The organism is Streptomyces adustus (genome assembly GCF_009377175.1).
Taxonomy (GTDB): Bacteria; Actinomycetota; Actinomycetes; order Streptomycetales; family Streptomycetaceae; genus Streptomyces; species Streptomyces adustus.
Genome location: NZ_VJZD01000196.1, coordinates 1 through 18,318 on the forward strand (window position 1 = coordinate 1; position 18,318 = coordinate 18,318).

At 68.5% G+C, this 18,318-nt stretch carries 19 protein-coding genes and 6 pseudogenes; 12 read left to right on the plus strand and 13 right to left on the minus strand.

The window, feature by feature from the left end; translation table 11 throughout:
• Positions 1-260, minus strand: a 260-nt coding sequence (locus FNH09_RS34015) for a hypothetical protein (RefSeq protein ID WP_202919812.1), incomplete at its 3' end; no start/stop codon positions are given.
• A 61-nt stretch (positions 261-321) separates the two neighbouring features.
• Between FNH09_RS34015 and FNH09_RS49650 the strand changes: the two genes are divergently transcribed.
• Positions 322-447 carry a hypothetical protein gene (locus FNH09_RS49650; RefSeq protein WP_274390296.1) on the plus strand — a complete coding sequence of 42 codons (126 nt, stop codon included), beginning with the start codon at positions 322-324 and terminating at the stop codon, positions 445-447.
• A 50-nt stretch (positions 448-497) separates the two neighbouring features.
• Here FNH09_RS49650 and FNH09_RS34020 read toward each other — a convergent pair whose 3' ends face one another.
• Positions 498-1,028 (minus strand): GNAT family N-acetyltransferase, encoded by a 531-nt coding sequence (locus tag FNH09_RS34020; protein ID WP_152893757.1) that lies wholly within the window; start codon positions 1,026-1,028, stop codon positions 498-500.
• A 38-nt stretch (positions 1,029-1,066) separates the two neighbouring features.
• Between FNH09_RS34020 and FNH09_RS46840 the strand changes: the two genes are divergently transcribed.
• The 3 genes from FNH09_RS46840 (at position 1,067) to FNH09_RS34030 (ending at position 2,235) form a co-directional block, all read left to right on the plus strand.
• On the plus strand, positions 1,067-1,237 hold the full coding sequence (locus tag FNH09_RS46840; RefSeq protein WP_156110847.1) for a hypothetical protein: 171 nt from the start codon (positions 1,067-1,069) through the stop codon (positions 1,235-1,237).
• 91 nt (positions 1,238-1,328) lie between these two features.
• Entirely contained in the window at positions 1,329-1,505 is a 177-nt protein-coding gene (locus FNH09_RS34025) for a CsbD family protein (RefSeq protein WP_152893758.1), read from the plus strand.
• Between the two features lie 526 nt (positions 1,506-2,031).
• A complete protein-coding gene (locus tag FNH09_RS34030; RefSeq protein WP_152893759.1) occupies positions 2,032-2,235 on the plus strand; it encodes a hypothetical protein in 204 nt (67 codons plus the stop codon).
• Between the two features lie 820 nt (positions 2,236-3,055).
• Here FNH09_RS34030 and FNH09_RS34035 read toward each other — a convergent pair.
• Positions 3,056-4,306 carry an NADH:flavin oxidoreductase/NADH oxidase family protein gene (locus tag FNH09_RS34035; RefSeq protein WP_152893760.1) on the minus strand — a complete coding sequence of 417 codons (1,251 nt, stop codon included), beginning with the start codon at positions 4,304-4,306 and terminating at the stop codon, positions 3,056-3,058.
• 96 nt (positions 4,307-4,402) lie between these two features.
• On the opposite strand from FNH09_RS34035, the gene FNH09_RS34040 reads away from it, so the two are divergent.
• A complete protein-coding gene (locus FNH09_RS34040) occupies positions 4,403-5,017 on the plus strand; it encodes a WHG domain-containing protein (protein ID WP_162469514.1) in 615 nt (204 codons plus the stop codon).
• 151 nt (positions 5,018-5,168) lie between these two features.
• Here FNH09_RS34040 and FNH09_RS34045 read toward each other — a convergent pair.
• The 3 genes and pseudogenes from FNH09_RS34045 to FNH09_RS47875 all read right to left on the minus strand — a co-directional run.
• Positions 5,169-6,035 (minus strand): annotated as a pseudogene (locus FNH09_RS34045) (serine hydrolase domain-containing protein); the annotation flags it as partial.
• A 221-nt stretch (positions 6,036-6,256) separates the two neighbouring features.
• Positions 6,257-7,003 (minus strand): class F sortase, encoded by a 747-nt coding sequence (locus FNH09_RS34050; protein ID WP_152893761.1) that lies wholly within the window; start codon positions 7,001-7,003, stop codon positions 6,257-6,259.
• Between the two features lie 145 nt (positions 7,004-7,148).
• A complete protein-coding gene (locus FNH09_RS47875) occupies positions 7,149-8,147 on the minus strand; it encodes a hypothetical protein (RefSeq protein WP_202919813.1) in 999 nt (332 codons plus the stop codon).
• Between the two features lie 8 nt (positions 8,148-8,155).
• Here FNH09_RS47875 and FNH09_RS47260 point away from each other — a divergent pair, with 8 nt between their 5' ends.
• The gene (locus tag FNH09_RS47260; RefSeq protein WP_162469512.1) at positions 8,156-8,626 is read left to right on the plus strand and encodes a hypothetical protein; all 471 of its coding nucleotides are present in this window, start codon (positions 8,156-8,158) and stop codon (positions 8,624-8,626) included.
• Positions 8,627-8,819: 193 nt separating this feature from the next.
• On the opposite strand, the gene FNH09_RS34065 is transcribed toward FNH09_RS47260, so the two are convergent.
• Positions 8,820-9,320 carry a DUF5990 family protein gene (locus FNH09_RS34065; protein WP_152893762.1) on the minus strand — a complete coding sequence of 167 codons (501 nt, stop codon included), beginning with the start codon at positions 9,318-9,320 and terminating at the stop codon, positions 8,820-8,822.
• Positions 9,317-9,718 carry a hypothetical protein gene (locus tag FNH09_RS34070; RefSeq protein WP_202919814.1) on the minus strand — a complete coding sequence of 134 codons (402 nt, stop codon included), beginning with the start codon at positions 9,716-9,718 and terminating at the stop codon, positions 9,317-9,319. The genes FNH09_RS34065 and FNH09_RS34070 overlap by 4 nt, the downstream gene beginning before the upstream one ends.
• A gap of 146 nt (positions 9,719-9,864) precedes the next feature.
• On the opposite strand from FNH09_RS34070, the gene FNH09_RS34075 reads away from it, so the two are divergent.
• Complete coding sequence (locus FNH09_RS34075) at positions 9,865-10,368, plus strand: transposase (protein WP_338017771.1); 504 nt, start codon at positions 9,865-9,867, stop codon at positions 10,366-10,368.
• Positions 10,369-10,408: 40 nt separating this feature from the next.
• Positions 10,409-10,661, plus strand: a pseudogene (locus tag FNH09_RS49080) (IS1380 family transposase); the annotation flags it as partial.
• Between the two features lie 149 nt (positions 10,662-10,810).
• Here the strand turns inward: FNH09_RS49080 and FNH09_RS34080 are convergent.
• Positions 10,811-10,975 (minus strand): annotated as a pseudogene (locus FNH09_RS34080) (IS5/IS1182 family transposase); the annotation flags it as partial.
• Positions 10,976-11,859: 884 nt separating this feature from the next.
• Between FNH09_RS34080 and FNH09_RS34090 the strand changes: the two are divergent.
• Positions 11,860-11,982 (plus strand): annotated as a pseudogene (locus FNH09_RS34090) (IS5/IS1182 family transposase); the annotation flags it as partial.
• A gap of 18 nt (positions 11,983-12,000) precedes the next feature.
• Here the strand turns inward: FNH09_RS34090 and FNH09_RS34095 are convergent.
• Positions 12,001-12,351, minus strand: a complete 351-nt coding sequence (locus FNH09_RS34095; RefSeq protein WP_202919815.1) for a hypothetical protein — start codon at positions 12,349-12,351, stop codon at positions 12,001-12,003.
• A 264-nt stretch (positions 12,352-12,615) separates the two neighbouring features.
• Between FNH09_RS34095 and FNH09_RS34100 the strand changes: the two are divergent.
• The 3 genes and pseudogenes from FNH09_RS34100 to FNH09_RS50320 form a co-directional block, all read left to right on the plus strand.
• Positions 12,616-13,392 (plus strand): annotated as a pseudogene (locus FNH09_RS34100) (IS256 family transposase); the annotation flags it as partial.
• A gap of 49 nt (positions 13,393-13,441) precedes the next feature.
• Positions 13,442-14,589, plus strand: a pseudogene (locus FNH09_RS50315) (ISAzo13 family transposase); the annotation flags it as partial.
• 27 nt (positions 14,590-14,616) lie between these two features.
• Positions 14,617-14,925 carry a hypothetical protein gene (locus tag FNH09_RS50320; RefSeq protein ID WP_420802806.1) on the plus strand — a complete coding sequence of 103 codons (309 nt, stop codon included), beginning with the start codon at positions 14,617-14,619 and terminating at the stop codon, positions 14,923-14,925.
• Between the two features lie 54 nt (positions 14,926-14,979).
• On the opposite strand, the gene FNH09_RS50325 is transcribed toward FNH09_RS50320, so the two are convergent.
• From FNH09_RS50325 to FNH09_RS34115, 3 genes are all read right to left on the minus strand, one after another.
• Positions 14,980-15,414 carry a hypothetical protein gene (locus tag FNH09_RS50325; RefSeq protein ID WP_420802805.1) on the minus strand — a complete coding sequence of 145 codons (435 nt, stop codon included), beginning with the start codon at positions 15,412-15,414 and terminating at the stop codon, positions 14,980-14,982.
• A 226-nt stretch (positions 15,415-15,640) separates the two neighbouring features.
• Entirely contained in the window at positions 15,641-15,805 is a 165-nt protein-coding gene (locus FNH09_RS34110; protein ID WP_375980545.1) for a hypothetical protein, read from the minus strand.
• A 173-nt stretch (positions 15,806-15,978) separates the two neighbouring features.
• A partial coding sequence (locus tag FNH09_RS34115) for a beta-xylosidase/alpha-l-arabinosidase (RefSeq protein WP_152893764.1) occupies positions 15,979-18,318 on the minus strand: 2,340 nt, incomplete at its 5' end.

An 18,318-nucleotide genomic window follows, 5' to 3' on the forward strand; every position in this document is an offset into this window, starting at 1 on the left:
GGGTACGGCCAGGCGAGGCCGGACAGGGGGCGGCCGAAGTTGTCGTAGGGCGGCAGATCGGGCGCGGGAGTCTCCTGCCACGAGTGGATTCTGCCGTCCCTGACGTGCAGCCACCCGCCGTCGGGCATGGCGATCTGCACGTGCGTGCGGCCGTCGACCGGGTCGACGGTGTCGCCGGTGCAGTAGTGGGCGAGGGTACGTCCGAACGCCTTCGTCTGGCCGCACCGGTTGCCGGTGTGGATGTCGTCGAACATGCCCATGAGGTTCTCCATCGAGGTCGTGCGGCGGACAGATGCGGGCCGCCCGAGGAAGCGTGAACACATGACGCGAACGCCCTCGGCGACCTGGGACTTCATCGTCCGTGTGGGCTGGCGGCGGGCCGCCGGGCCGGGCTCCGGGACGGGCGGCCGGGTCTGGCGGCCGGAATCTGCCAGCCGGGAGCTGTAGCGCTGCTGTCCACGAGTGACCGCGTCCGGCGCAGTCGCTCGCGCCGCTGTCTACAAAGTGATCCAATAGCGGCGCTTGGCGCCCGCCTCGGTGGTGCGGACGTCTTCCAGGACACCGCCGTTGCGTTCGATGCTGCGTGCGGACGCGGTATTGGTGTCGTCGCAGGTGACGAGAACTCGGTCCAGACCGAGCGCGCGCGCCTCGGGCAGCACCGCCCCGAGGGCCCACGTGGCCAGGCCGCGCCTGCGGAAGGAGGGGCGCACGCTGTAGCCGATGTGCCCGCCGACGTCGAGCAGGACGGCGTTCAGATAGTGCCGCAGATCTATGGCTCCCAGATAGCTGTCGCCCTCGACGATCCACCAATGAGTGGCATGGACGCGCTCTTCGCCCACGGCGACCGCCCTGTCCGACTGCCGTCGCAGACGTTCAGTCCACTCCGAGAAGGCCTCGGGGTCGGCGAGGTCGGCATCCGGCGCGAGACGCAGGCCCGCTCCGTCCTGGTGGGCGCCTGGAGCCCACTCGTCCCGGGCCGCGAGCCATGAGGCGTGCAACCGGTGTGTGGGGGCGATCAGTTCAGGCATGCGGGCGAGGCTAGCAGTTGTCCGCCCTCCGTCATCAAGTGGTTTCCGGCGTCGGCCCGGACCTGCCGGTCGCCACCGTCGTCGCTCCGCTGGACCCGGTGTCGGCGCAGGGCCGCAAGGTGCTCGATCAGCTCCGTGTCGGCACTGTGGTCAGCGCACCACGGCTGGCACTCGGCCAGATGTTCGGCATGCCGCGCGGTCGGCCATGACGGTTGCGGCGCCCCACGACCGGGCTCAGGGTGAGAAGAGACGCGGTGATCCGGACCGACCGCATGCTTCTTCGAGAGGACGGCGAGGGCGATGGCCAAGGAACACGCCAAGGTGAAGCAGGTCACGGGCAAGATGAAGGAGACCCTCGGCAAGACCCTGGGCAACAAGTCCATGCAGAAGTCCGGCCGCCAGGAGCAGCTGCGCGCCAAGGCGCACGAGATGACCGAACGGGCCACGGACCAGATCCGCAAGCGGACCGGACGCTGACCTCGGGCCCACGGCAGCCGTCAGGCATCCCCGGAACTGGCGCGGACCACTGCATCATGGGCCACAGCTGCGTGTCGGGCGGCCGGACACGGATGTCCGACGCGCTTGCGCGAGGCCGCTCACTCCAGGTGTCACGTTGCGTGTAAGACCGGTTCGCATCCACTTATACGGATGAAGCCGTACCGACAATCGGCAGGAACTGCCGGAGCCGGCCCGCGGATGCCGGCACGTCCGCACTGCGGCGGTGAGAGGGTGAGGCAGCCTGCACCGCGGCAGAAGCACCTGGCGCACCGGTCAAGCGCATCTTGGAGCCGAGCCTGAATGCGTGCGACTTGTCTCGCTCGGAACCTCCGAAGGGCACCCCGCCTCCCTCATGCAGTTCCGGGCATTCACGCGCAGGTGGTACGAGCGGGGACGAGCAGGCGCGCCATGGGTGTGCGGTTGTCCGGAGGAATCGGACCGCGCGGGTCTTGGTACCGATCCTGAACATCGGAGGCGGACGCGGAACGGTAGGACGATCCTCAACATGCCGGGCCGGCTGCTGCGGTGGGAGCTGATGCCGTGCTGGTACATGCTGCTCGACTGCTGCTGGTCCCTGAAAGCCATCGACCGGGACGGCCACGTGCCCTCTGACGGTGGCGGCAGCGCCAGCAGGCTCAACGGCGTTGTCAGTGGCGCCGACCAGCCTTCCGCGTATCACTGTTCACCGCTTGCCGGCTGCGCGCGCTGAACACCCGACGCCCCACCGGGTGCACTTCCGATGGGGCGTCGGTATGGCTGAGTTCGACCGAGAGCGGACAAGGCCGACCGCGAGACGTGGAGTGGCCGGCAGCCGCGGTCGCCGCACCGGTTCAGGGCGGGTCCCAGGTTGCTCATGTTTCCGAGAGCGTCGGCGAAAACAGCTTCGGTGTCGTTGGGCAGGTGAGGTGTTTCATGTCGCCACGGTCCTGGGCGGGGCGGCCCGCTGCGCTTCGCGGATACGGCTTGGACTCGCAGGCGGATCGGCCAGGCGGCGTAGCCGACCAGGTGTGACGAGCCGGCGCAGTACTCGCGGATGTCGGCACCATCTTGGTGCACTCGGACGGGTCGTACGTGCTGCCACCGGCGAGCAGGGCTGCGGCAACAGCACAAAGACCTGCACTGCGAAACAAGCGAAAGGGGTCACGGGCTGACGCGCCGCCGACGTGAACCACTGTCGTGATGTGAGCAGTCATCACCGCCTTGCCGAGCGCCCTGGAGGTGGCGGCCGGATCGGCTGGCGGGCCAGGACGGGCACCGATGCTTCAAGCGGTCCGGGCCGGCAGTCCGGACAGGCCGTCGCGCCCGCGCGGTGCACCCCTGTCCGGCAAGCCCGGTCCGGCCGGTCTCGAGTGGCGGGCCGGTGCAGAACAGGCCGGCCGGCGTGGACGTCGTACGCGATGCCATGGTGCGGGACCGCCCTGATGGTGGACGGGGCACCGTCAACCTTGCCCTCGCTCACCCTCAGGGGATCAGTTACACGGAAGCGGCCGTGCGGGAAGGGTTCCGGCGACGTCGCCCCGGGGGCTGGTTCAGTTGCCCGCGGTGCCCTGCGTCATGGCGAGCCAGGCGCGGTAGCTGCGCAGCGCCCGTCGCTGCCTGCGCCGCTCGGAGATCAAGGCCACTGCCGGGTGGGTGTCGGGGGTGATCCTGCGATTGCGTGCGATACGGCGCATCTGGTGGCGGACTTGAGCCATGCCGGCGGCGGAGGCGAGGGCCTTGTCGGACCAGGTGACCGGTCGCAGCTGGTGGTCGGCTTCGCGGCCGTCGCGCCAGCGGTCGGGCAGGTCGGGGGTGACGGCGAGGGCGGTGCCCATCCCGATGATCGCGACACCGCTGTCGAGGACCTGCTCGGCGGTCTCCCGGCGAGTGATGCCGCCGGTGAGCATCAGTGGCAGCGGGCTGGTCTTGACCAGGTCCCTGGCCAGGTCCAGGAAGTACGCCTCGCGGGCCTGGGTACGGGAATCGGCGGGCCGGCCGGACATCGCGGGGCTCTCGTAGCTGCCGCCGGACAGTTCGACCAGGTCGACGCCGAGCGGTGCGAGCATCTGGATCACCTGGCGTGCGTCGTCGGCGTCGAAGCCGCCGCGCTGGAAGTCAGCGGAGTTGAGCTTCACCGCGACCGCGAAGGACGGCGAGACGGTGGCGCGGACGGCGCGGACGATGTCCAGCAGCATCCGGGCACGGTTCTCCAGCGAGCCGCCCCACGCGTCGGTGCGCATGTTGACCAGAGGGGACAGGAACTGGGACAGCAGGTAGCCGTGTGCGGCGTGGATCTCCACTCCGTCGAACCCGGCCTTCTCGGCACGGCGGGCGGCGACCGCGTACCGGGTCACGGTGGCCTTGATCTGCTCGGCGGTCATGGCGGCGGGGCGTCCGAACCGGCTGCTGTGCTTGCCCAGGGAGACGCCGACATCGGACGGCCCCCATACGACGCCGGGCATGTCGGCCTGGACCTGGCGGCCGGGGTGGTTGATCTGCATCCAGATCGCCCCGCCGCCGCTCTTGCCGGCCTCCGCCCACTCCCTGAACGGCTTCAGCGGCGCGTGCTCGTCGAGCACCACTCCCCCGGGGCCGGTCAGCGCCTCGGCGTGCACCATGACGTTGCCGGTGATCAGCAGTCCCGTACCGCCGGAGGCCCAGCGCCGGTACAGCGACAGCAACTCCTGGCCGGGGAGCTGGCCGTCGCCGGCCATGTTCTCCTCCATGGCCGCCTTCGCGATCCGGTTGGGCAGGACCTGCCCGGAACGCAGGGGCAGCGGCGAGAAAAGCTCACTGGACATCCGAGTTCCCCTCTTCCATCTCAATCGCTTACAATGTGTACACCGTTTACATTAGGCGATGGATGTTAGCGCCGCAAACATGAGGGAGTGTGACCTGTGTCGCAAGCGCCCGCGTACCACCACGGCGACCTGCGGGCCGCATGCCTGCGTGCCGCACGGGAACTGCTCGAGGAGGACGGCAGCGCAGGGCTCTCCCTGCGTGCGGTCGCCCGGCGCGCTGGGGTGTCGGCGACGGCGCCGTACCGCCACTACGCGGACCGCGACGCGCTCGTCTCCGCCGTCGCCGCGCAGGGATACCGCGAGCTGGCCGAACATCTGTCCGCCGCCCATCCCGCGCCCTCGACCCCCGACGATCTGGCCGCGGTCGCCGTCGCCTACGTGCAGTTCGCGCTCGAGCACCCCGCCCTGTTCCGGGCGATGTTCGCCGAACCCTGCGACCCGACCAGCGAGGAGCGGGTCGCCGCGACCGCCGTCATCTCGGAATACGTCCGGACCATCGTCCGCGACGCCTTCCCCGGCGCGGACGACACCGGCGCGCTCGCGACGACCGTGTGGGCCCTCGTGCACGGCCTGGCGTTCCTGCACCTCGACGGCAAGCTCGACAGCTCCACGCCCGAAGTGGTCGCCGAACAGGTCCGTGCCGCCGTGTTCGCCCTGTTCTCCGCCGCCCCGGCGTTGTCCCGGGCAGCGACCGCACGCTCGAACCAGTGACGCCCCGGCCGCACGGTGCCGGCCCGGCCCGGCGGTCCCCGCACCTCACCCAACCAACCGTCCACGGGCAGGGCGCAGGGCGCGGGGATAAAAGCGAAGCCAAGAGGCACGACTGACGCCACAGACGCGATCACGAAGTGACACTGCAGTATCAGCTGGAGCGGGTCCCGCACAGTTCCTGACCCATGAGTGTGAGCATGGCTTGCTGGGTGCCCTGGCCGCCATCACTGGTGACGTACACCACGGCGGTCCGGGTCCCGTCTCGGGTGGCGCCACCCCACGTGACATAGCCGAGGAGTTCGCCTCGGTGGCCGAAGTAGCTGCCGCCACAGGGCAACGGAATTGCGGCAAGACCGAGTCCATGCCTCACGCCCCGCTCAGGCGCGGGCCTGGTGGTCGTCATCTCGTCGAGCTGCGCCGGAGCCAGCAGACGGCCGCCGAGCAGCACGGCGTAGAACCGGTTCAGGTCGTGCGCGGTGCTGATGACCGAGCCGGAGCCGACGGCCATGCTCGAATTGAGCTCCGCGACGTCGATGCCGGTGTCGGTGCCGAACGCGGCGTAACTTTCGGCGTGCGAGCCCGGGATAGACGGGAAGACGCCGGGCGTGCTGGTGCCCCTCAGGTCCAGGGGGCGGATGATCCGGTCGTTCACCTCCTGTGCCCAACTCCGGCCGGTGACCTTGTGGATGATCATTGCGGCAAGAACGTAGTTGGTGTTGGAGTACGACCAGCCGGTGCCCGGGGGGAACTGGGGAGGATGCTGCATCGCCAGCCTCACCAAATCCTCGGGGGTGTACGTGCGGAACCGTTCGGCCCGGTAGCCTTCCGCACTGGTCAACGCGGCTATCTGTGGCCCGACATCAGCGATGCCGCTGGTGTGCTGCAGCAGCTGCCGCACAGTGATCCGGCTGCCGTCGTTGCCGTTGCCACTGACCACTCCCGCAAGCCGCTGCTCGACGGTGTCCTCCAGGGACATTCGCCCCTCGCCTACGAGTTGCAGCACAACAGTGGCGGTGAAGGTCTTGGTGGCGCCAGAAGCCGAACAGTTCGGCCTGCCCCTCGGGCACGCTCGTGGGGTTCAGCCGCTTCACCCGGCGCACGATCAGCCGGGCGGTGGCGTGGAACGCCTTCTTCTTGCTGGTGAACGCGGTGAAGGGGACTTCGACGATCTCGGCGTCGGAGCTCCAGCGTTCCTCTTCGGCGTCCCGGCGGGGTCGAGGCAGTGGGCCGGTCGATGTCTCAGGAACGTCCCGATGTGTCGAGGTGTGCGAACACGACGACGTTGGACTCGTATTCGTGGGCGCTGCGGTTGTAGGTCCCGCCGCAGGTGATCAGCCGCAGCTGGGCGGTCGGGGCGTCGGCGTAGACCCGGGCATTGGGGAAGTGGGTCTTGCTGAACTCCTGGACCGAGTCCACCTTGAAGCGGGCGGTGATGCCGTCGGCGCGGGTGATGTCCACAGTGTTGCCCGGCTTGAGGAAGCGCAGATACACGAAGATCGCCGCGCCGGTCTTGGTGTCGACATGTCCCACCACGACCGACGTTCCTCGTTCGCCCGGTGAGGCTCCGCCCTTGTACCAGCCCGCAAGGTTCTTGTCGGTGAGGGGTGGAGTGTTCAACTGCCCCGAAGGGGCCAGGGACACGTCCGTGAACGGTGCGTTCACCCCGATCTGCGGAATCACGATCCGTTTTGGTTCCGACCGCGGCAGCGCGGGCCCCGAGGGACGTGCCATCGCATTTGGTCCCGGCAGCGGCGGGGCGACGGACGGGGGCGGTCCCGGAGGTGCGACCGAGTGCAGAGGTGTGGGCGGGGCGACGACGGCCGGTAGCTGCGGCGGCTTGGCATCAGCCGGAGGCGCCAGCGAGTGGTGGATGAGCAGGGCGCCCAGGGCCACCGCCGCGGCCGGCCACAGCAGAGCAGGGCCGACATGACGCGCGGGGGCTCGACTGGGGGTCTCATCGGGCGGAACCTGCTGCGCGAGAGTCATTGGACAAAGGCCTGTTCATCAAATGGGGCGGCGGTCGGACATCGGCGGGCCGGCGGGCCGCCGGCACCGCGGCCGCAGCCGCGGACACTGTCGTCCTTCCCAGGACGACAGCGCCCGCGACCGAACGGCACCCGGCAAGGACCGATCAGGCCCCGACAGCATCCGACGCGCTCCGGCGCCGCAGCATGTAGGCACCCGCGCCGAGACCGCCAGCCAGGAGCAGAGAGCCTGCGGCCAGGCCGTTTCCGGACTCTGCCAGCCCGCCGCCGCCGGCCTTCACGCTGCCGCTCGGGGCCTGCTGCTTCTCGTGCGACTTGCCGCCCTTCTTCCACGGGTTGCCGCCTTCCCCGGCTCCCGCCTCGGCTCCGGAGTCGTCCCCAGCCGCGGCCGACGCGTCACCCTCGGACTGGTCCCCGCCGTTCGGGCCGCCCTGCGACTGCTCGTCGTCGCTCGCCGCGTTGTCGTCACCGTGCGACTCGCCGTCCTTCTTCTTCCACGGGTTGCCGCCGTCGTCGGCCAGAGCCATGGCCAGGGCACCGCCGCCGGCCTTCACACCGCCGCTCGGGGCCTGCCGCTGCTCGTGCGACTTGCCGTCCTTCTTCTTCCACGGGTTGCCGCCTTCCTCGGCTCCGGAATCGTCCCCTCCCATGTCCGGGGCGCCACCGTCGGCCTGCGCGCCATCGTCCTCGTGAGACCCCTCGCCCTCCCCGTTCTCCCCCGACGACTTGTGGTCGTGTTCCTTTCCGTGCTGTTCGCCGTCGCTGCCGTGGGAATTACCGCCGTCCGACGCCCGAAGTCCGACCAGCGACACGGCATGCGCGGCGGGAGCGGAAAGCGCGACGGCCGCGGCAACCGCCGCGGAGGCGAGCATTGTCCGGGTCACTCGCATCACAGGTAGTCCTTTCGCCGCCACCGCGAGGGCCGGCACCACGCCGGCACAGCGGAATCGCAGCAGCAACGTGACAACACTCAACCGACCGGCGCCCCTCACCACCGAAGGACACGGCCCAACGACCCAGTCCGTACGCCGTTCGAGTGCCTTTAAGCCTAAAATCAACCCGGTCGGCAGCATCCCGTCAGCACCAGCGAGCAGTGGCATTTCCGCGGTGCGAGTGCCCGTTCCGGTACCGATCGTCGCGCGCACATCCCCTGATGACGCCGCATCAGGCCTTCCGGCCGTTGCTCCACGCCTTGGCACTCGCGCAAGGACGCGGGCTTCCGGTCCGTGACGGGACCTGGTCGACGATCGCCGCGGCCATTGCTCCCCAGGAAACGGCAATCATCGACAGGGCGGTCAGTGACCTGACCGCAGAGGCCACGCCGTACCTGATGCTCGACCCCGAAGCCGAGCAGACCGTCTACCGTCTCGCCCACCGAACCTTCACCGAACACTTCGCACAGTTCGGTCAGGAGCACGAACGCCTCCACCAAGTGATCACCGCAGCCCTGACCACGGACGCGGACCTCCGCCTGCCCGAAGCCGAACTCAACCCGTACGTCGCGCAGCACCTCCCCGCCCACGCGGGCCAAGGCCGACTCCCCGAATGCCAGCGGCGCTCGGCAGGCAGTGCTTCCATGGCCCGGGTGGGTTGGGCCAGGAGTTCGAGAATGTCGATGCCGTAGTGCACGGCAACCGCCTCACAGTCGGCCAGACTCCAAGCCGCGGCGCCGGACTGACGACGACTGACCTGCGCCTGGCTCACGCGACCCGGCACTTCGACTTCCACCATGCCCAGCTCACCCTCGGCGCTCAGACATGCCATGTGCCCTGCCGTCCTGGATCGCCATGGGAGTTACGACCCGTTGACGGCGGTCGCTATCGAACGTCCGCAGGGCCGCACTCCTCGTTGCGGCTCGAGGCGGTCCAGGTGATGGCCGGGGGCACGACGCGTGCGCACAAAGGATGGCCACGCGCGTCGGTCAGGCCGAGGCGTGCGATAAGCAGGCCGCTGTGAGTGGCGGCATCGAGCGTGCCGGCGGGGATGGCGTCGAGCATCAGCTTGGCCCGGCGGAACATCGTGAAGGTGCCCGTGTCGTCGACGGTGCCCCACGACAGGTAGATGAACCGGCCTCCCGGGCGGCCCTGTACGTACGGGCCTTTGATGTCGGTGCCGGTCGGTGAGGCGATCGTGGTGCACTCCAAGGTCCAGCTCGCCCAGGGGGCATTGCCCGGCTGGAGCGCGAGGAGCTCGGTCGGGCGCTCGCGGCGCTGCACCCCGACGTGGATGTTGCTGTACGTCTGGTCGCTGCCCTGAGCCGGGGCGCAGTCGAGGCCGGGCAGCTCGCTGGCCTCGATACGGATGAGCACGTCGGTCATCGTCCTCGCCCTGCGGAGGGCTCCGCCCGGTGCAGCAGGTCCTCGAAGACGGACCGTCCCTGATCCTCGGCGTGGACGGGTTCGGCGATGACGCTGCCGTCCGCGGCGTCCAGTGCCCGCTGCAGGTCGGCGACGCTGGGTGCGCCCTCGGCCCGACCTTCAGGCCCCCGGTACAGGCGGCACGACAAGGACGCGGGCGCGCCTGGTACCGCAAAGGGATCCACACCGTCAATCAGTACCGTGGGGGATCCTGTCATGCCGAGGCGTTCGGCCTGACCGGGATCACGGACCTCGACCAGCGCCACCTCGGCGCCGCGGCCCTCCAGTACTCGTGCGAGGCGCTCTCCGATCACGGGTGCGTTGGGGCAGTCGGGCACGGTCAGCACGGTGATCCGCATGGCCTCGTCCTTCCAGTTCATAATCGCTCTTCCTGACCGTAGACCTTCTGGCGCACTGGAAGGTCAAGGCGTTAGAGGGCGCCTGAAATGCCTGTCAGCGGGCAAGTCGCCTGGTAGCGGGGTGGTGCGCACTTTCGGGGGCTGGGGTGTGCGGGCTGCGTACCCGTTATTCGACGGATCTGTCCGATCCGGAGTGTGAGATCCTCTGTCCGCTGGTTCCGGCGGTCAAGCCCGGTGGACGACCTGCAAAACACACCCGGCGAGAGATTCTCAACGCACTGGCGTACTGGCTGCGGGCCGGCTGCGCCTGGAGACTGCTACCGCATGACCTGCCGCCGTGGCAGACCGTCTACCGCGGCACCGACTTCCATGCCTGGGTCCAGGAAGCCACCGGCATCACCGTGGAAGTCGTCCAGCGCCGCGACGGAGGATTCCGCTCGACCTGGGTGAAGGAAGGAGCACCGCCTCCGGCAGCGCCCGTCTTCGCGGTGGTCCCGCGGCGTTGGGTCGTAGAGCGGACGTTCGCCTGGCTGGGACGGTGCCGCCGCCTGTCGAAGGACTACGAGTATCTGCGCGTCTGCTCTGGGAACGCCATCTACCTCACCATGGCCATGCTCCTCGTGCGGCGCCTCGCAAGGTCAGCCCGCTGACAGGCTTTTCAGACGCCCTCTAGTAACAGCAAGACCAGTCTTGGAGCAGGTCATATGCCAGGCTCTGGCTCCATGGCGTTCGCAGCCGGCCGTCCACGGGCAAGGCACTCCTGGACGTCCCCCTGGCGGTTGCATTGGACGAAGACTGCCTCGCGGACGTCGCGATGCTGCGGTATGAGCCGGCCGTCTTCGGTCCGGCCGTCTCCGACGCGACCATCATCTCCCGGCTGATCTATATCCTTGCCGACCCCGGCGAGAAAGCCCGGCAGGCCATCTGGTCAGCACAGGCAGAAGGCATCAACGACGAGCTGCCTCACATGCCTGTCACCCTCGCGGAGTCCTCGATAGGAGGGCGAGCCGTGCCGGAGCGGCGGTGAGCATCAGCAGGACCCGCGGCGGTGCCGGAGCGGGTGGACCGGGTCGTTCCACAGACTCGGGGGCGGATCTTCGCCAGCGTGGTGTGTTCGCACAGGTACACCGGTGCCACCATCGCGCGCTGGGACGGACGCAGCTTGCAGCGCCGGTCACCGTCACGAGTGACGACGAGCATGGTCACCCACTCCACCAGCGCATGCGGTAGGTCGAGTGCGGCAGGATGGATGACCAACGAGGCCCCCAAGCAGCGTGGTTGAGACGTCAGACATCTCCATCAACAGCCCGGGGCCCCGCCTGTTGCGCCTCGTGGACCGTCACCTGATCGGTGGCCAGCTGGAAGAAACTCACTCGTCCGCACGGCAACGATCGACAACGAAGGATTGCCAGCTGAACCTGGGAGTGGCACGGGGCCGTCCCGTTGCCTGCTCAGGAGCTAGTCATCCGCGACTGTGGCGCAACAGCTTCCCCGGCCTTAAAAAATGGAAAAGGTGCCTGCGCATGTCACACCGCACTGCCGTAGCGCCGGAAGCCTCCTGGGTGGCCCGGTGGGCCGGATCTCTACTGTGCCTTGTGGTGGCAGGTATCCATGTTGTGGACCAAGGCGGCATCACGGCAACGAGAGACCCTTCCTACCTGGGTATCGCCTATCACGTCCTGGAGATCGCGGCTGTGGTCGCGGCGGCACTGCTTCTCCTCGGCCTCGTGCGACTGGGATGGTTGCTGGCGGTCGGCGTCGCCCTGGGCCCCCTGGTGGGCTACATCCTCTCCAGAGGGCCAGGACTGCCCGGCGCCAGGGAAGACATCGGGAATTGGACAGAGCCGCTTGGGCTGGCCAGCCTGGCTGTCGAAGGAGCTCTGCTCCTGTTGTCGGTGCCGCTCTTCGCGCGGAGCATGCGCCCCAGACCAAGAGCTTCCGTAAGCAGTGGAGACTGATAGGACTGAACCGCCCCCAACATCCAGGCCAGCGGCCCTGGTCAGGGCCTGCGCCCGTTCCGGGACCCGGATGCGGCCGAGGATGCCCCCGACGAAGCCTGAGCGCCGCATCCGCCGTCCGCGGTAGGTCGTCCTACTTCGAGAAGACCGTCGCCGACCGGCCGGGGGCAGGACAGAGACGCACTCCGCGCCCTCGTCGAGCAGGCCATGGCCACCCTCAAGTCCTGGCTCCGGTGCTCGGCCACCCGGATCATCTGCCTCGTCCAGGCCGTCCTCACTCTGCATTTGGCCAGCTCAGACCGATGATGGAAAAGCCTCAGGGAGTCACGCGCGAAAGAACCTATCGGTGTGATCGACGAACGTGGCGCGGCAGAGCTGCGCCGACTCAGGGCTGATCAAGGCGGCCGCCAGCACAAGGTCCGCAGTGATGCCGCGGGTCGGGTAGCGGCACACCTCTTCGAGGGTCATCACGTCCTTGAAGAACGGATCCCACCGCGCCGGGAAGCCCATCGTCAGCGCCAGGTTCGCGTCCGGCTCGGCGTCCAGACGACGGTGAAGGGCTGCAAGGGTGCGGTCGAGTTTCGCTCCCATGCGCCGACGGTTGTAGACGCGGGCACCGCCGACGGCGCCAAGGTAGTTGATCACATCGAACGGGCGGGTCGCGGCGTTCAGCAAACGTGCCCACACGCGTCTCGCACTCGGCGGAAGACAGCTGAAGAGGCAGGGATCACCCAACGCCACCCCCCGAAAGCAACCCGGAAAGGTCAGTAACCAGCATCAACGCGTTGAGGTACTTTGTGCGGCGGTTGCGTCCTTGGAAGTGGTGTACCGGTACCCACCTGATCCGCGTGTTTGTCCCGGCGTCGGAGTGAGGGTCCGGATATGAGAACGGCCACCGGCTGATCTTCGAGATGTCTAGGCTCGAAGGAGATCAGCACGATGACCGCACCCGGGAGTCTGCCCCTGCACGCCCTCGCCGAGGACAACCTCGCCTCGGCGAGTCCCGATCTGCTGTGCGCGATGGTCAAGACGTTCGCCGACGCGCTCATGTCCGCGGAGGCCGAAGCCCTCTGCAACGCCGAATACGGCCAGGTCAGCGACGAACGCGTCAACCACCACAACGGCTACCGCCCACGCGAGTGGGACACCCTCGCCGGCACCGTCGAACGCGCCGTCCCCAAGCCCCGCCAGGGCAGCTACTTCCCGCACTGGCTCCTCGAACGGCGCCGCCGGGCCGAGCAGGCCCTCATCTCGGTGGTCGCCACCGCCTACCTGCTCGGCGTCAGCACGCGCCGGGTCGAGAAACTCGCCGAGTCCCTCGGCGTCAGCCAGCTGTCGAAGTCCCAGGTCAGCGCGACGGCCAAGCACCTGGACGAGCAGGTCACCGCGTTCCGCAACCGTCCCCTGGACCAAGGGCCCTACACGTTCGTCTGGGTGGACGCGCTCACGCAGAAGGTCCGCGAGGGCGGCCGCATCATCAACGTCCACGCCCTGGTCGCAGTCGGCGTCAACGCAGACGGACACCGCGAGATCCTCGGCCTGGACGTCGCCACGGCCGAGGACGGCGCCGGCTGGCTCGCTTTCCTGCGCTCACTGACCGCCCGGGGCCTGTCCGGTGTCCAGCTGGTCGTCTCCGACGCCCACACCGGCCTGGTGAACGCGATCGGCGCGGTCCTGCCGGGCGCATCCTGGCAGCGATGCCGCACGCATTGGAGCTGTACGGAATCAAGGTGTCGCTTTCGTCGATGTAGATCGTTGATCTGGCATGGGGATCAAGGAGGGGGTACGGCACCAACTTGCCGTGCGTTTCCGCGTGTTGTTGCCGCATCTGAACGAGCGGCAGCGGCAGCTGATGCTGGCGACGGAGGCGGGCCTGCTCGGCCATGGTGGCGTCCGCGCCGTCGCGCAGGTTGCCGGAGCGAGCGAGACCACCGTCCGCAGGGGCCTGCTCGAGCTGGCGGCGGATTGTGTGCCTCTGGGCGGGGGACGTGTCCGCAGGCGGGGAGGTGGCCGCAAGCGCCTGACGGAGCGTGATCCGCGCCTGCTGTCGGCGCTCATGGCTCTGGTCGAGCCGGATGAGCGAGGTGATCCCATGTCACCGCTGCGCTGGACCACGAAGTCGTTGCGCAAGCTGGCCACCGAGCTGACCCGTCAAGGCCACCCGGTCTCTCCGAGCTCCGTGGGCAAGCTCCTGAGGGCGAGCGGATTCAGCCTGCAAGTGACCGCCAAGACTCTGGAAGGCAAGCACCATCCGGACCAGCAACATCCGGACCGGGACGCCCAGTTCCGCTACATCAACGAGCAGGTCAAAGGATTCCAGGCGGCTGGCGAACCGGTGATCAGTGTCGACTCGAAGAAGAAGGAGATGCTTGGCCGGCTGCCGAACGCCGGGCGGGAGTGGCGGCCCAAAGGCGAGCCGGTTGAGGTTGAGGACCACAGCTTCTTCACTGGTCCCAAGGGCGAGACCGCCATCCCCTACGGCGTCTACGACCTGACAGCCGATGCCGGCTGGGTGAGCGTCGGCGTCGATCACGGCACCTCCGCCTTCGCGGTGGCCACGATCCGCCGCTGGTGGCAGGCACGCGGCCGACTCGACTATCCGGCCGCGACCCGACTGCTGGTCACCGCCGACGCCGGCGGCTCGAACAGCTACCGCTACCGGGCTTGGAAGGCGGAACTCGTCGCCCTGGCCGCCGAGACGGGTCTGGCCATCACGGTGTCAACACGATCGCATCGACCATCACCCGCGCCGGATTGCGTGTTCACGCCGAACTGGACCCAGGCGCCTATCCGCTCGGCGTGGCAATCAGCAAGGCACGGATGCAGGCTCTGCCCATCGACCCCCACCCCGTGCGCGCCACCTGGAACTACACCTTCCGCCCGGCACCAACCGACCAGACAGCCGCACCGGCCCCTTCCGGGACAACCGAACGGACCACGGTGCTGGAAAAGCTGGACGACCCACGTCTGACTGGCATGACCAGCGGTGATCTCGACGCCGTAGCCGAGAAGCTGGCCACAGCCCAGCGGGCCCAGTGGGAACAGCCACGATACGAAGCGCGCGGTGGACCACGCCGCCAGCGCCCCGGAACACACGGCAAGAAGCCCCTGCTCAACGGCCGCGACCGCATCCTCGTCCCCCTCCTTTACCTGCGGCGCGTCGGCTCACAGCGGGTCCTGCGCGAGATGCTGGAGATCAACGACCGCACTATGAGCCAAGTCGTCACTGACACCCGCCTGCTGCTGTGAGAGCACAAGGTCAGCATCGAGCCGACCGCCCTGCTCTTCAGCACCCCCGACGAGCTACTGGCCTTCCTGCGCACCGGGCAGCTGGCATGCCGCAGCCGCGAACCGCTGCCCGAGATCTTGTCCGACCCCGCCCTGACCGGCATGAGCCGCACGGATCTCGCCGTGCTCGTTGACCGCCTCGCGCTGCGACAGGCCGCCCGAGTGGAACGGCGCCGCCACCAACAACGAGGCGGCCCTCGCCAGCCGGGCACCCGCGGCGGGGTCTTTCCTCAAAAAATCGGCGACGCGGAGCGCGTGCTGGCCGCGGTGCTTTTCCACCGCCGGGTCTGCACCGGCGAGGTCTTGGCCGACATGTTCCAGGTGAGCCGTCGCACCATCGGCAACGCCCTTCTCGACGTGCGCCCGCTCCTGGAGGAAGACGGATTCCACCTCAAACCAGCCCGGAGGAAGTACCGAACTGTCGGCGCCCTCATGGCTGCTGTTCCCCAACAGGAGGATCCACCAAGTTAAATCCGCACAGCTCCCCCGCGGACGTGACCTGTGCGGCTCCCGCGGGCAACACCGATGCAGTCGCCCCACTCCGTTTCTGTGCCTGCCGGATAGGACGGTGCTTTCCGGCGAGGGCGGCACGCGGGATGGCTCCACAGCGCTGGGGAGCCACCCCGGCCGGTGTCCTCCCGTCCGCCGGATCTCAGGCCAGCTGGTTCATGAACTGCTACAGGTTCTGCTCGTTGCCGTCCGACAGCCGCGAGTCCATCGGCTGGACCGACTTGCGGCGGTCGTCCTGCATCAGTGCCCGCAGATGACAGTAGTCCCAGGCCCGCTGTTCCTTCCGCCGCACCGACGCGAACACATCGGCGCCGAATGACACCAACGTCACCCGGACACGATTCACTTCGTGCGCGTCCCCGCATGCTTTTGGTCAGCACCGACAGGAAGACCTGACGGAGTCCTACTGGCAGGGTAAAAGCGGAACTTCAAAGCCTGTTCACTCATCCGGGCCGCCTGCACCGCGCGAACGACGGTGTCTCGGGAATCTGGTTCGAGTCCAGGTCATTCTTCGTGGGTGGATTTCTGGACGAAGGTGGCGTGGAATCGGCGTTTTTCATCCACGATGCGGCCTGGGCCGGTCAGGGTGACGGTTGCCGTCAGGCGAGCAGTCGTACTCGATGACGCCAGACGGAGCTCCAGGTCGCCTGGTTCGACGATGCGGTTGCCGTCATGGCCGGTGAAGGAAGCGATGTCGGCGGGAACGGTGATGTGAAGGCGACGGGATTCGCCCGGTGCAAGGGGGACTCGGCTGTAGCCGATGAGGCGCTGTACCGGCTGGACGACGGAGGCGACCGGGTCGTGGAGGTAGAGCTGGACGACTTCGGTGCCGGGCCGTTCGCCTGTGTTGCGGACGGTGCAGGCGAGGGTGAACTCGTCTTCTGTCGAGGCCTGCTGCGTCTTGACCGTGAGATCGCTCCAGGCGAATGTCGTATAGCTGAGGCCGTGGCCGAAGCCGAACGCGGGGGTCGGATCGATATTGGAGACATCGCTGGCCTGGGCCAGACGAGCGCCGAGGTATGTGGTCGGCTGGGCGCCGGGGCTCCGGGGCACGCTGACGGGCAGGCGTCCCGAGGGATCGGTGCGGCCGCTGAGTATGCCGGCGATCGCGCGGGTGCCTTCGGCTCCCGGGAAGAAGGACTGCACAATCGCTGCGGACTCGTCCACGGCACGGCCGAGGGCGTACGGCCGCCCTGCGAGCAGCACGGTGACCACCGGGCGGCCGGAGTCGAGGAGTGCGTCGAGGAGGTGCTGCTGGGCACCGGGGAGGGTGAGTGACTCCGCGTCGCATCCTTCGCCGCTGGTGCCACGGCCGAACAGGCCGGCGCGGTCGCCGAGGACACAGATGACGATGTCCGCGTTCCGGGCAGCGTTTACTGCCTCGTCGATCCCGGAGAGGTCTCCGTCGTCGATGCCGGTGCCACGGGTGAGGGTGATGTCCGTGTCGGGGAATTCGGCCGCAAGGGTGTCGTGGAGGGTGGGCAGGTCGATCCCGAGGGGGATGTCCGGGTGCTGGACGCCGACGTGCATGGGGAACGAGTAGCAGCCGAGGACGGCTGTGGCCTCTGCTGCGTTGGGGCCGATCAGGGCGATGCGGCGTGGCGCTGCCAGCGGCAGGACACCGTCGTTGCTGAGGAGGACCACCGCCTTCTCGGCTATTTCGCGGGCCAGTTCGCGGTTGGAGGCAGGATCCAGGTCGACCTTGCCGCGCAGTGCGTCGGGGTCGGTGAGGTCGGCACCGCTCAGTGCGGTGGGCACGGGACTCCAGTCCGGGTCGAGCATGCCGAGCTGGGCCTTTTGGTGGAGGACCCGGCTCAGGGCGCCGTCGATGAGCGACTCCGGAATGCGGCCGTCCTTGACCGCCTCGACGAGTGGTTGACCGAAGGTCTTGACGGTGGGCAGTTCGACGTCGACGCCCGCTGTGAGGGCCGTGTTTGCGGCGCCGGCCCAGTCTGCTGCGACGCCGTGCAGGGTTTTGAGGAACGCGATGCCGAAGTAGTCCGCTACGACCGTGCCGTCGAAGCCCCAGGTGTCTCGGAGCAGGTCGGTCAGCAGCCTCCTGTCAGCGGCGGCGGGTACGCCGTCGTTGTCGTTGTAGGCGTGCATGACGGAGCGGGCGCCGCCCTCGCGTATGGCCATTTCGAACGGGGGCAGCAGGATGTCGGCCCGTTCCCGGGGTCCGATCGCCGAGGGAGCGAGGTTGCGTCCTGCGCGGGAGGCGGAGTAGCCGACGAAATGCTTGAGGGTGGCGACGATTCCTGCCGCCTCCAGTCCTTGCACGTACGCTGTGCCGATGGTGGCCACGAGGTACGGGTCCTCGCCGATCGTCTCCTCCACGCGGCCCCAGCGGGCGTCTCGCACCACGTCGAGGACTGGTGCGAGTCCCTGATGGATGCCGACCGAGCGCATGTCACGGCCGATGGTCTCGGCCATGCGCCGCACGATCCGAGGGTCGAACGTGGCACCCCAGGACAGCGGGACGGGGTAAGCGGTGGCTCCCCAGGCGGCGAAGCCGGCCAGGCATTCCTCGTGTGCGAGAGCGGGGATGCCGTAGCGGTTGGCCGAGACGATGCGGGCCTGGGTGCGCTGAAGGGAAAGGGCCCCGAGCGCGGGGTCGACGGGCACGGTGCCAAAGGGCCGGGTCAGTTGTCCCAGGCCGGTGGGCATCAGCGCGTCGAGGTCGACAGGGTCCTCCATGTCATGCTGGTGGGGAGCCACTTCGCCACCGTGGGCGGAGGCGCCGACCCAGACGCCATAGAGCTGGGCCGTCTTCTCCTCCAGAGTCATCGCGTCTATCAGGGACGCGACTCTGGCGGCGAGGGGGCGGGCCGCATCGTTCCAGGG